Genomic DNA, 13290 nt, shown 5'->3' with positions numbered 1-13290 from the left:
TTTTAAAAACTATTTAAGGAAATTAGTGAAAAAACTATTGCTTTTATTATTGTTTTCAGTGTTTATTTATGCTGATACTCCACTTAGCGTTCCTACATTAAATCTAAATCTAAGCGCACCAGAAACGCCTAGTCAATTAGTAACTACTTTAAATGTAGTCATAGTTTTAACTATATTGGCTTTAGCTCCTAGTATTATATTTGTATGCACTTCGTTTTTAAGATTAGTTATAGTGTTTTCGTTTATGAGACAAGCTATGGGAACACAAGCAATGCCGCCTAATACAATTTTAATATCTTTAGCACTTGTGATAACTTTTTTTATAATGCAACCAGCTGCTAATAAATCTTATGAAACAGGCATTAAGCCTTATTTGGAAGAAAAAATAGGTTATGAAGAAGCATTTGCATTAAGTGTTAAGCCGTTTAAAGAATTTATGCTTAAAAATACTAGAGAAAAGGATTTAGCACTATTTTATCGCTTAAGAAATATTGATAATCCTAAGAGTATTGATGATGTAGATTTAGTAACTTTAGTTCCTGCTTTTATGATTAGTGAATTAAAAACTGCATTTGAGATAGGATTTTTGCTATACTTACCTTTTTTAGTAATTGATATGGTTGTATCATCAGTATTAATGGCTATGGGTATGATGATGTTGCCGCCGGTTATGATATCTTTACCATTTAAAATTCTAATTTTTGTTTTAGTTGATGGTTGGAATTTATTAATTGGTAATTTGGTTAAAAGTTTTACATAGGAAAAAATATGAAAAAATTATCTTTAATTTTATTAAGTCTTAGTTTGCTGAATGCAACTAGCTTAAAAACTATGCTAGAAAGTATTGAGAATAATGAGCAATTAAAAGCTAAAAATTATGAAACTTTAAGCAAAGAAGAAAGTGCAAAAAGCGTAAAATATAAATACTATCCTAGTGCTACTTTACAAGTTGGATTTGTTAGTTTTGATTATGATAGATATATAATAAATCCAAATAATTTAACAAATGTGAGCTTAGCAATAGATGCTTTAATTTATGATGGTAAAAGAAATTCTAATATAAATCTTGCGAAAAAAAATCACGAATTAAGTCAAATTGAATTAGAAAAGGCTAAAAATGAATTGGAATTTAATTTAGCAAGTTTATATTATTCTTATTTAGCTTTAATGGAAAATATTGAATATAAAGAGCAGAATTTAAAATATTTAAATGCGAGTTTAAGTAGATTAGAAAATTTAAACAAAGTAGGCTTAAGACCTAATGATGAGCTAGAAATATTTAGAGCAAAAGTAGAATTAAATAAAAGTGAATTAAATAATTTAAATTATCAAAAAGATGAGATATTAAGTAATATTTATTTAATAACTAATAATAATTTTATTCCTACAAAAGGAAGTGCTATTATTTATGAAGATAGTGCTAATAAATCTTATGATATTAAAATAAATTCTTTAAAAGAAGAGATGAGCGAGCTTAATAAGGATTTATCATTAGCACCATTTAAACCTACTATTTTTGTAAAAAATATTGTGGGATTTTCAAAAAATAATTTCAATTATTCTTTATATGCTCCGTTTGATATGATAGTAAAAGAAAGAGTAAAAGAAAAAATGTTTTCAAATATATTTATGCTAGGTTTATCTTGGAATGTTTTTTCTTTTGGAGCTGACAAAAAGGCATATGAGAGTGCAAAACTTAGTAATTTAGCCGCTAAAGAAATGAATATATATAGTAAAAAATCAGTTAGTGAAAAGGAAAAACTATTAATTCAAAAAATTTCATTTTTACAAGAAGAAATCAATGCCAATGAAAAGCTTTTAAATGCTAGCAAAATTGCTTATGAGAGTATTGCTAAAAAATATGAAGCTGGACTTGTTGGATATGTTGAATATTTAAATTCTTTAGAAACTATGCAAGGAGCTTTGGCGAAGCTTAGCTTAAGTAAAGCTAAATTTGAAATAACTAAGGCAGAATTATTACTTGCTAAAGGTATTATTATTAAAGATTTTGTAATTGATTTATAGGAGAAATGTTGAAAAAATTATTATTTTTGTTAATTAGTCTTAATTTATTTGCAGATTCTATTTATGCTAGTTTTGATGTGGTTGCTCAAAAAAGTGCTAAATTGTCATTGCAGTCTTTTGGAATTGTAAATAAAATTAATGTAGATGTAGGTAAAAGCGTGAAAAAAGGTGATATTTTATTAGAACTTGATAGTTCAATTGAGCAAGTTGGATTAGAAGAATCAAATGTTCAACAAAAATTAGCAAATGAAGCTTTAACTTTAGCAATTAGCACTCTTAAAAGATATGAGCAAGTAAAATCAGTATTGAATGAACAAATTTTAGATGAAATTAATTTTAAAAAAAGCGAAGCAGAACAAAGACTAAAATCAGCAAGAATGTCTAGTAAAAAATATGAAACTTTAATAAATCAAAAAAAATTAAAAGCTCCTTTTGATGGAGTAATTACGGCAAAATATATTGAAGTTGGAGAAGGCGTAGCAAGTCCTAATCAACCTTTATTGATTTTAGATAGTTACCCTGAAGTTAAATTACTTTTAAGTTTTGATGAAAAGTATTCTGATAAGGTTAAAGTAGGTAATACTTATGAATATAGTATAAATGGTTTAAATATGAAGGGTGTAATTAGTAAGGTATATCCAAATATAGATATAAAAACTAGAAAAATTTATGCAGAAGTCTTAGCAAATGATATACAAATTGGTTCATTTGGAGATGGTTATATTATTACGGATAAATAAATGTTAAAAATTGCAATTAATAGACCTGTTACTATTTTGATGACTTTTTTAGGGTTATTGATTTTTGGTGTTATATCAATTTTTACAATGCCAATTAATTTATATCCTAATGTTGATATTCCACTTGTTAAAATCACTACATTTGCAAATGCTGATTTAAGCTATGTAGAATCTCAAATTACTAAAAAGTTAGAAAATCAAATTTCAGGTGTAAGTCAAATCAAAAGAATTACTTCAAAAAGTTTTAATAATTTAAGTGTAATTGCTGTGGAATTTGAATTAGGAAGAGATTTAGAAATAGCAGTAAATGATATTCGTGAAAAAATATCAAAAATAAAATTAGAATATCCACCTAGCGTTGAAAAAGTCTCATCTGATGCAGGTGCGGTTATGAGTATTTTTATTTCATCTAAGCAATTAGATGATAAGGCTTTGATGCAAATTATTGAAGATGATATAGAAGGTGATTTCCAGCGTATAAAGGGCGTTGGAGAAGTTAAAATGGTAGGTTATTTAAAAAATAACATAAAAATAGATTTAAATTTAGATGAATTAAATAAATACCATATTAATTCTTTAGATGTAGCAAAACTAATAAAAATGCAGAATTTTAAAACTTTTTTAGGAAGTATTGAAAATGAAGCTAAAAATATAACTATTAAAGGTTATTTCGACTCAAATAGTATAGAAGAATTAGAGCAATTAAGAATAGCTCCAGGAGTATTTTTAAAAGATGTAGCAGATATTAGTATAGGATATACTTTAAAAGATAGTTATGCTCATTTTAATGGAGATAATGGGGTTTTAGTAGAGCTTAAAAAAATCACAGGTCAAAATAGCTTAGAAGTTGCTAAAAATATTAAACAAGCCTTAATAGGTATTCAAGATTATCATAAAAATATAGAATTTGAAGTTGTTTATGATAAATCAGAAAATATTACAAAGCATATAAATCAAGTTGTATTTGATATGTGTTTAGGGGTGATTTTAACAATTTTAATAGTATTTTTATTTTTAAGAAATATTAGTGCTACTATTATTGCTAGCATTGCAATTCCTACTTCAATTATTTCAAGTTTTTTTCTAATAGATTTATTTGGATACGATTTAAATCGCTTGACATTAATAGCACTTACTTTATCTATTGGTATATTCGTAGATGATGCAATAGTTGTAATTGAAAATATTAGTAAAAAAATTAAGGCAGAGAAAAATGCTTTATATGCAAGCTATGAAGGTATTAAGGATATTGCTTTTTCTGTATTTAGTATCAGTATAGTTTTATTATGCGTGTTTATTCCGATTTCGTTTATGAATAGTATTTCTGGTTTGTTTTTTAATACATTAGGAATGAGTGTTGCCTTTGGAGTAATTATATCGTTTTTAGTTTGTGTATTTTTAGTCCCAACCATTAGTGCTAGGTTTTTAAATACCAACGAGAGTAAATTTCACGATAGAACAGAAAAATATTTTATTAAATTAGAAAGTTGGTATGAAAATACACTTGATACTATATTAGAATATAAAAAGATTTTTATAGGTATTATTTTAATTTTATGTGCTTTATCTTTTTCTTTAGCACCTAAAATAGGACTTGATTTCTTACCTATGGAAGATGATAGCGAACTACAAGTTCAAATAGAATCTAAAAAAGATTTATCAATAGAAGTTATGGAAGCTAAATCTTTAGAAGTCTTAAAGCAAATTAAAGAAAATAAAAATGTAGATTATGCTTATTTATTAGTAGGCTACGATGATGCAAAAGATAGAAAAAAATCTAAAATATATGTTAAGCTAAAACCTTTAAATGAAAGAACCGAAAGACAAAAAGAAGTAGTATCTAATCTAAGAGATAGTTTGAGTTTAAAAGAATTTAAAATCAAAGTTTTAGAAATACCTAAATTTGAAGGTGCAGGTATTGATGAGCCAGTTCAATTTGTATTATTAGGTGATGATTTTTCTTCTTTAGTAAGTGCTAGTAGAAGAGCGAAAAATATTTTAAGTGAATTAAAAGGCGTTGTTGATATTAGTGATGATATTGATGCTTATGCAGATGTTTTAGCTATTTATATAGATAAAGAAAAAGCAAGAAAATTAAATGTAAATACCCAAGAATTAGCAGGGATAATTCAAACTTCTTTTGCACACGCTAATGTCGGGGTATTAGATGGTTTAAAAGATAGTAAAGATATATTTATTCAACTTGAAAAAGTATCTAAAGAAGATATGAAATCGCTTGAGAAAATACAAATAAGAACTATGGATAATAATTTAATTAGCCTATTAAATGTAGTAAATATTAGGCTAATTAAGGATAGTAGTAGTATTAATAGACTTAACAAAACTCGTTCAGTAAAAATTACTGCAGGGGTTGATAGAGTTTCTTTAGACGAGGTTAAGGCAAAACTAGAAACTAATATGAGTAAGATTATGCAAAATACTGGATTAAGATATACTTTTACTGGTTTTATTGACCTTTTAGAAGAAACAATGATAGGGTTTGCTATGGTTATGCTTTTATCATTTTTATTAATTTATTTAGTATTAGCAGCTCTTTACGAAAGCTTTATCGTTCCATTTGTAATAATGATTACAATGCCACTTGCGTTTGCAGGAGCTTGTATTGGTCTTTATTTGACAGGCAATACATTTTCTTTATTTGTTTTGGTTGCTCTTATTTTGTTATTTGGAATGGTTGGCAAAAATGCAATTTTATTAATTGATGTTGCAAATAAATTATGTGATAGCGGAGTAGGGGTTAAAGAAGCTCTTAAAATAGCGGGCAAAAGTAGAATTAGAGCGATATTAATGACTACGATTGCTATGATTTTTGCAATGCTACCTTTAGCTATTTCACACGGAGCTGGTTATGAGAGCAATTCTCCTATGGCAGTTGCAGTAATTAGTGGTCTTATTAGTTCAACTATATTAACACTTTTTGCTATTCCTGCAATTTATGAAGTATGCTATAAATTAGATAGAAAGTTAAAAAGAATTTATAAAAGAGATTTAATTTAAGGTTTTTTATCTTTTGGATAAAAAACCTAAGTTTTAAAATGAATAGCCTAATCCTATTCCAAAATTAACGCCTTTACCTACTAAATTATTATCATAGCCTACTTTTACTTGAGTATAAAATCCATTAAGTTGTCTTGAAATACTATAACCTAATGATATATCTCCTGATAGGGCTGATTTTTCTTTTATATTATTGTTTGTGTAGTGCTTAGTAAATAATCTCATTCCAAGTATTAAATTGCTGTCCAAATACGATTTAGCAGCAATTCCTAGCGTTAATAGATTTGATTTTAAATTCTTATTAAAATTAGCGTTTTTTATAATATCACTACTTAAATTATATTTAGCCTTTTCATATCCTACACCACCTAATAAAGAAAGCGATATATTGTAAATATCACTATAAAATCCATATCCACCTAAAGCTGTTAAATTATATAAATCAATATCAGTTTTGCTTCCTTGATTTCCTATAAAAAATCTTGAATATATATTAAAATGGCTAAAATCTATCCCACCTACAAAATCATTATCATAATTATCCATTTTGTATAAATATACACTTGCGTTTAAGGTGCTAGATAAATCATTATCAAAAATATTATTTTTGTCTTTAATACTTGCACCTAGAGTGTTAAATTCTATAAAAGTTTGAGATATTAATAAATTGCTACAACAAAGTAAAGAAAAAATGATTTTTTTCATAAAAACTCCTTAAATAATTTATACAAATAATATTTGCATAGGTAATTATATTTTAAATATTATATCTATGGATAATATAAATAATAATTTTTATTAATTAGTATTTTTATTAAATAATAAAGCTTTTTTGATTTATAAGATACAATTTTAAATTCTTTTAATAAAAATATAAATATTTATGATAATTTTAAGTCTTTATTATAAGTAGTATATTTTGTAGATAAAAATAAGGCTTTAGGTAATTTTTGTGATTAAGCATATTAAATCATATATTATTTTTATATTTTTTTAAGGATATATAAAATCTCTTTTACATGGATTTTACGATTATTTAGATTTCTACTTGCTCTAAAGGTATTATATTTTTGCTCTAATATATTTAAGCTACCAAATTTTAAAAGAGTGTTTTTAAATTCATCTTCACTTATTATGCCTTCGTTGTTATATGAGATTAAAATTATTTTTGCTTTTAGATTGTTTATTAGCTCAAAAAAGCTTTCGCTGGCTGTTTTTTTAGAATTATAAACGCTTTTATTCCAATCCTTTGTAATACCTGAAACCTTAGAAATATCTTGTGGTTTAATATAATTTGTAATTAGATTTAGCATAAAATAATTTGAGCCATAAGGGTGTTGATTGTAAGGTGGGTCAATATAGCATAAATCACAATCAAGCTCATTTGCTAAAACATTTGCGTCTTGCCAAAACACATTAAAAGGCACATTATGGTTTGAAAAAATAGGCATTGCTAATTCAATATTAGCAATAATTCTACTAAGAGCATTTTTGCCACTTCCACCCCATTCTCCTATGCCATTTTTATTCTTGTAAAAGCCTTTAAAAACACCACTTGTATTTACTTTTACACTAGCTTCATATAAAAGTGGTGCTAAAAAGTATTTTTTATATTTGTGATTTTCTAGCAATAATCTTGCTGTATCAATATAACTAGCATTATAATTTGTATAAAAAGCTCTATCATTTTGAGTGATATTTAGCTCATCTTTAGGAGAGTAAAGCTCTCGTATAAAGCCGTTTTCATTAAAATTATTAATGATTTGTTCTTTTAGTTTTTTATGCTCTATTTCAAGCTCTTTATAAAAATTATTATCAATATTTGATAAATAGCATTCATTGATTGCTTTGCTATAACTTTCTAAATCATTTGCTATTAAATAGCTTGAGTGTTGTTTTAAAAATCTTGCGACAATGCCACTGCCACTAAACAAATCAACCGAGCTTAATTTATTTTTTTTAAGCTCGGTTTTTGCATATTTTACGCCTTTTTCAATAAAGCCTAATAATGAGCGTTTATTGCCTAAATAAGTAATTATTTGTTCGCTTAAATAGGCTTTGTTTTCTTGCATTAAAACGCTTTTTTAGCTAGATTTATAACAGCTTCGTTAAACTCACTAACCTTAGCAAATTCTAAGCCTTGAGCAAGTGCTGCGGTGCCATAAGCTATAAATGCTAGATTTTTAAGGCTATCTTCGTTATTTTCGTTTATTAGTTTTGCTACTAATTCGTGTTTTGCATTTAGTTGTAAAACGCCTTTAGCATTCATTTTTTCTCCGCTAAATTGAGCCATCATTTTAGCCATCATATATTCTTGGTCTTTAGTATCATAAACTAAGCTTGATAATGAGCTTTCTAAAGAATTAGATAAAACTACTTCTTTTACATCATTTTCTAATATTTTGCTTAGTTTTTCACAAAAGCCTTTTTGCTCATCGTTTAATTCATCTTTTTTGATTTCATCAACTTCGTTTATAGCTTTTAAATCAAAATCTTTATATTTATGAACCATAGGAATTACGATTGGGTCAATCTTGTCGCTTAAAAGCAATACATTTATGCCATTTTTTTTGTAGCTTTCAAGTAAAGGTGAGTGTTTTAATAATTCTTTATTTTCACCGATTAGATAATAAATAGTTTTATTTTCGCCTAAATTAGCACAATATTCATCAAGTGTGATTTGACTATCGTTTTGACTATTATCAAATTTGCATAATGCTAAAATTTCATCTTTGTTTGCACTTGGGTCAAACAATGCTTCTTTTAATACAGCACCAAATAATTTATAAAACTCATCATATTTATTAGCGTCATTTTTTTGTAATTTTTCTAATTCACCTAAAATCTTTTTAGTGCTGATTTCTTTGATTTTTCTTAAAATTACATTTTCTTGTAGTATCTCACGACTTACATTTAAAGGTAAATCCTCAACATCAAGCACACCTTTAACAAATCTTAAGTAACTTGGTAAAATCTCTTCTTTTTCGCTAATTAATACTCTTTTTACATAAAGTTTTATACCTTTTTCATAATCTACTCTATATAAATCGTGTGGAGCATTTGCAGGGATAAAAAATAAGCTTGAATATTCTAAAGAACCGCCTTCGCTTTTAGTATGAACATATAAAATCGGCTCTTTACTATCATAACTTATGCCTTCATAGAATTTTAAATAATCTTCTTTTTTAAGACTTGCTTTGTTTTCTCTCCATAAAGCTTTTGCTTTATTGATTTGCTCGAATTTTAATTCAGTTTTAGCGTTTTCTCCTTCGCCAACACTTATCTCTTTTTCTAAGAAAATCGGATAAGAAATATGATTTGAATACTTGCTAACTAGGTTTTCAATAGTGTGAGTGTTTAAAAACTCATCATCTTTTAAATGTAGAACTATTTTTGTGCCAAAACTATCTTTATTTGTTTTAGTGATTTCATAACCATTTGTATCAGAACTCCACAAAAACGAATCATTGCTTAAGGCTTTTTTAGTATAAACTTCAATTTTATTTGCAACCATAAATGCTGAATAAAATCCAACACCAAATTGACCTATCAAATCGCTATTTTTCTTAGCATCTTCGCTTAAATTTTCTAAGAATTTCTTAGTTCCACTTGAAGCAATTGTGCCTAAATTATTATTTAAATCAGCTTCGTCCATACCTATGCCGTTATCTTCTATGATTAATAATTTAGCGTCTTTATTAATGCTAATTTTAATACTAGGATTAAAGCTAATTCCTTTATAAGCTTCATCGCTAAGGCTTAAGAAATTTAGCTTATCTATAGCGTCGCTTGAGTTTGATATAAGCTCTCTTAAAAATATTTCTTTATTTGAGTAAAGTGAATGAATCATTAAATTAAGTAATTGATTTACTTCGGTTTTAAATTCCATATTTTCTCCTATTTAAAAAAATTTAAAGCAATATAAGTTGCTATTAGTCCAAATACTACATTTAAAATAATATTTGCACTAAAGGCAACGAAGCCTAATGATTTTAATAATGTTATGCTCTCATAAGTAATTGATGAAAAAGTAGTAAAAGCACCCAAAAATCCTACTACTATTAATAATCTTATCTCGTTTAAACTCTCGTAATTTTTAGCTAGTGCATAAAATAATCCTATCAAAAAACAGCCTATTAAATTAACGATTAATGTCCCAGCTATAAAGAATTTAAAATCAAAATTACGATTTATAAAAGTACTTAAAATATATCTTAAAACAGCACCAATGGCTCCACCTAAAGCAACCATAAAAATATTCACTCATTAGCCTTGAAATATTCATTAATTGCTTCTTGCATTAAGTCTTTTGCATTGTCTAATTCATTAGCTTTTAGTGGTTGTAAAGGTATTATTGTAAGTTTTTTACCTAAGTGAATTGTTATTCTTTTACTATCTAAAATCTCTTTTGAACCAATAATTACAACAGGTTGAACTAAAACATCTAATTTAGTAGCTAGCATTGAAGCGCCTTTTTTAAATCTTAATAACTCATAGCCATCACTTCTAGTTCCTTCAGGAAACATAGATATGTTTCTATTATTATTTAATCTATCGTTTGCTTCATTTATAACTCTTACAAAATCTCTTGCGTTTTCTCTATCTATTGAAATCATTTTAGGTAATTTTATGATATTTCCAAAGAAAAATAATTCTTCAATCTGTTTTTTTGCAATCCAAGCCAAATCGTATGGATATATATCTTCAAGTGCGATAATATCTAGCATTGAGCGATGATTTAGGATAATCATTCTTGCATTAGGATTAAAATCGCCTTTTATTTCTATTTTATAACAGCACAATTTACGGATAAATTTTGCCCAAGTTTTTCTAATAACCCAATTTTTTTTAGGGAAAATAAACATTAAAACAATTACAAAAGCAATACTGATTGCTATGATTATTGCTAGAAAAATACTTAAGATTTTATTCAATATCTTCATTTTTTACCCAACCACTTGTATTTTCATCAAGTGCTATTTTCACAAAATTGTCTTTTTTGGTTATGATTTTTACTTCTTTTATGTCAGTATTTTTATAAAAAATAGTTGAATTATTAGTTGGTAAAATTCTAACACTTGCACCTGATTTTAATTTAGCACTACTAAAATTCCCACCATCAATAAAGCTAAAAGCTACAAAAACTATAGCAAGTGCTATTAAAGAAAAAAACCTTTTAAAAATTACTACAATTATGAGACAAATTACAGCTAAGATTAAGCTTCCAATTTGTAAATAAAAATTAATTTCTTTTGTTATTGGATTTAAGTCTGTTTGAGTGCTTATTTCTTCAGATTCTACTATGATTTTATTAGAATATTCTATGAATTTATTTTCTAATGGGTCATAATATGAAAAAGAGAAATTTTTCATATTATTAGGAAAAATTAAAGCAATTGAGCATTTTGCATTTTCATAGTCTTTTCCGACATTTGTAATGCTTTGTGATTTTGCAGTTTTTAAAGAAAAATTATTAAAATTAGTGTTATTTGCTTTTGCGTCCATTCCACATATAACGCTAGTTTCATCATATTCAGTGCATTTTAAATTCGTAATTTTTAAATCACTTGCAACTAACTCTACATAATCTTTATTAAATTTTAATTCTTCAATTTTTAAATTATCTAGGCTGATTTTAGCATTTCCTACTTCTTGAGTATTTCTAAATAACTTAGCATCAATTGAGTTTAGTTTAGCATTTGCTGTATTTGCTTGAAAATAAACACGAGTAGTATAAATTCCATTTTCGCTATTAAATTTAATATCTTTATTTAATTGTTGCATATCAATGCTTTTTTCAAAATTAATTTGCGGAGTAAAATTTGTTTTGTAATTAGAATTAATTGTTATATCTATATAAAAAACTTCTTTAGTTTTTACAGAATTTTTTGAAAAATTAGCATTAATAGCAAGTTCTACTTTATCATTAAATTCTTCTTTAATATCGCTAGTAAAACTATTTGCATCTTCATTATTTTGATTAAGGTTTGTATAAACTTGAGCGTCCATTACACTTAATTCTTTTGATGGAGCTGCAAATAAAATACTAGCAAATATCAAAAAGATTATTTTTTTCATTAATTTCCTTTAATTACTAAGATTTTTAAAGCGTCAATTGCTGATTTTAATTGAGAATCTTCATTGATTTGCTCTTGAGTTAGCGTATTTTTATCGGTTTTGTTTTCTTTTTTACCATCAATTTTTTCTAATTCATTTTCTAGGTGTTTTTTAAGTTCACTTTCTTTTATACTAAAGCCACTATCTTCAGTATTTACCTTACCAGGATACACAATAATATCAGGAGTAACTCCTACTGCTTGAATTGTTCTTCCACTTGGTAGATAGTATTTTGCAATTGTTAGTTTTATACCTTCTTTATCATTGATTTCTCTAATCATTTGAACACTTCCTTTGCCAAAAGTCTTCTCACCAACAATAATCGCTCTTTTTCTATCTTGCATAGCTCCACTTACGATTTCGCTTGCACTTGCACTTCCACCATTTACAATTATACTAATAGGTATTTTTGTATTTATTGCAGCACCTTTAATTGCTAAAGTATCTATTTTAGCACTTTCATCTCTTCCTTTTTGAGATACTAAAATACCTTTATCAATAAATAAATTCAATAAATCTGTAGCTTGGTTTAATAAACCACCTGGGTTGTTTCTTAAATCAATTACTATCCCTTTAATATCCTTATTAATAGCTAATGCGTCTTTTACTTTACTTACAACATTTCTATCAAAACTTGTAATTCTAATGTATAAAAAGTCTGTATTTTCTATTTTTTTAGTATAAACGCTTTCAACTTTTATAATATCTCTTGTTATCGTAAAATCTAGTGGCTTTTTCTCGCCTTTTCTATATATTGTAATATTAATCTTAGTATTTGGTTTGCCACGCATTTTAGAAACTGCGTCATCAAGATTCATTCCTATCGTGCTTTCATTTTCAATTTTTAAAATAACATCGCCTGATTTAATGCCTATTTTATCAGCAGGAGTTCCTTCAATTGGTGCAATAACGGTTATTGCATTATCTTTAATTGATAAAGTCATTCCTAGACCGCCAAATTCTCCATTTGTGCTTTCTTGTAAAGATTTGAAATTCTTTTCATTTAAAAATGCTGAATGTGCGTCAAGATTACTCAATAATCCTTCTAAAGATTTATCCACAAGTTGCTCTATACTGATTTCATCAACATAATTTGCTTCAATCATTCTAAAAGTTTTAATAAGCTTTGAGAATGCTTGTCTTTCAGCTTCTTCATCAGTTTTTGCAAACAACGAAATTCCAAGTGCAACACACAAAAATATCTTTTTATTAAAATTCACGATAGCTCCAATAAGATTTAAGATTAAAGCTGTGATTTTAACGCAATTTTTTAAATACAAGTAAGCAATTATGTGTATTTTTAAATAAAAAACTTAGCACTTAAGATATTTAAGTGATAAATTTAATTTTATACTTGACAATAATAGACTAAAGTAATATAATGCGAACC

Annotated in this window: 11 protein-coding genes; 4 read left to right on the top strand and 7 right to left on the bottom strand. The window is 26.4% G+C overall.

Annotated elements, in window-relative coordinates; genetic code table 11:
* The first annotated feature begins 25 nt into the window (after window positions 1–25).
* From fliP to KJR01_RS03805, 4 genes are read left to right on the top strand one after another with little or no spacing between them, the layout of a single operon-like run.
* The gene (gene fliP / locus KJR01_RS03820; RefSeq protein ID WP_214117334.1) at window positions 26–760 is read left to right on the top strand and encodes a flagellar type III secretion system pore protein FliP; all 735 of its coding nucleotides are present in this window, start codon (window positions 26–28) and stop codon (window positions 758–760) included.
* Window positions 761–768: 8 nt separating this feature from the next.
* Window positions 769–2025, top strand: coding sequence for a TolC family protein (locus KJR01_RS03815; RefSeq protein ID WP_214117333.1), 1257 nt, complete (start codon window positions 769–771; stop codon window positions 2023–2025).
* Window positions 2026–2033: 8 nt separating this feature from the next.
* Window positions 2034–2765 carry an efflux RND transporter periplasmic adaptor subunit gene (locus KJR01_RS03810; RefSeq protein ID WP_214117332.1) on the top strand — a complete coding sequence of 244 codons (732 nt, stop codon included), beginning with the start codon at window positions 2034–2036 and terminating at the stop codon, window positions 2763–2765.
* A complete protein-coding gene (locus KJR01_RS03805; protein WP_214117331.1) occupies window positions 2766–5783 on the top strand; it encodes an efflux RND transporter permease subunit in 3018 nt (1005 codons plus the stop codon). It abuts the gene before it with no gap.
* A gap of 33 nt (window positions 5784–5816) precedes the next feature.
* On the opposite strand, the gene KJR01_RS03800 is transcribed toward KJR01_RS03805, so the two are convergent.
* From KJR01_RS03800 to KJR01_RS03770, 7 genes are all read right to left on the bottom strand, one after another.
* Window positions 5817–6488 carry a hypothetical protein gene (locus KJR01_RS03800; RefSeq protein ID WP_214117330.1) on the bottom strand — a complete coding sequence of 224 codons (672 nt, stop codon included), beginning with the start codon at window positions 6486–6488 and terminating at the stop codon, window positions 5817–5819.
* A 278-nt stretch (window positions 6489–6766) separates the two neighbouring features.
* Complete coding sequence (locus tag KJR01_RS03795) at window positions 6767–7855, bottom strand: DNA adenine methylase (protein WP_214117329.1); 1089 nt, start codon at window positions 7853–7855, stop codon at window positions 6767–6769.
* Window positions 7855–9672 (bottom strand): molecular chaperone HtpG, encoded by a 1818-nt coding sequence (gene htpG / locus KJR01_RS03790; protein WP_214117328.1) that lies wholly within the window; start codon window positions 9670–9672, stop codon window positions 7855–7857. The genes KJR01_RS03795 and htpG overlap by 1 nt, the downstream gene beginning before the upstream one ends.
* An 8-nt stretch (window positions 9673–9680) precedes the next feature.
* A complete protein-coding gene (gene crcB / locus KJR01_RS03785; protein WP_214117327.1) occupies window positions 9681–10046 on the bottom strand; it encodes a fluoride efflux transporter CrcB in 366 nt (121 codons plus the stop codon).
* Window positions 10043–10726, bottom strand: a complete 684-nt coding sequence (locus tag KJR01_RS03780; RefSeq protein ID WP_214117326.1) for a lysophospholipid acyltransferase family protein — start codon at window positions 10724–10726, stop codon at window positions 10043–10045. Before KJR01_RS03780 ends, crcB begins: the two co-directional genes overlap by 4 nt.
* Window positions 10710–11861, bottom strand: coding sequence for a hypothetical protein (locus KJR01_RS03775; protein ID WP_214117324.1), 1152 nt, complete (start codon window positions 11859–11861; stop codon window positions 10710–10712). Before KJR01_RS03775 ends, KJR01_RS03780 begins: the two co-directional genes overlap by 17 nt.
* A complete protein-coding gene (locus tag KJR01_RS03770; RefSeq protein ID WP_442862234.1) occupies window positions 11861–13156 on the bottom strand; it encodes a S41 family peptidase in 1296 nt (431 codons plus the stop codon). Before KJR01_RS03770 ends, KJR01_RS03775 begins: the two co-directional genes overlap by 1 nt.
* Window positions 13157–13290 lie beyond the last annotated feature (134 nt).

This window comes from Campylobacter sp. 2018MI10, assembly GCF_018501175.1.
Taxonomy (GTDB): domain Bacteria; phylum Campylobacterota; class Campylobacteria; order Campylobacterales; family Campylobacteraceae; genus Campylobacter_E.
Note: the sequence above shows the minus strand (reverse complement) of the source record. Positions and strands in the feature narration are given on the sequence as shown.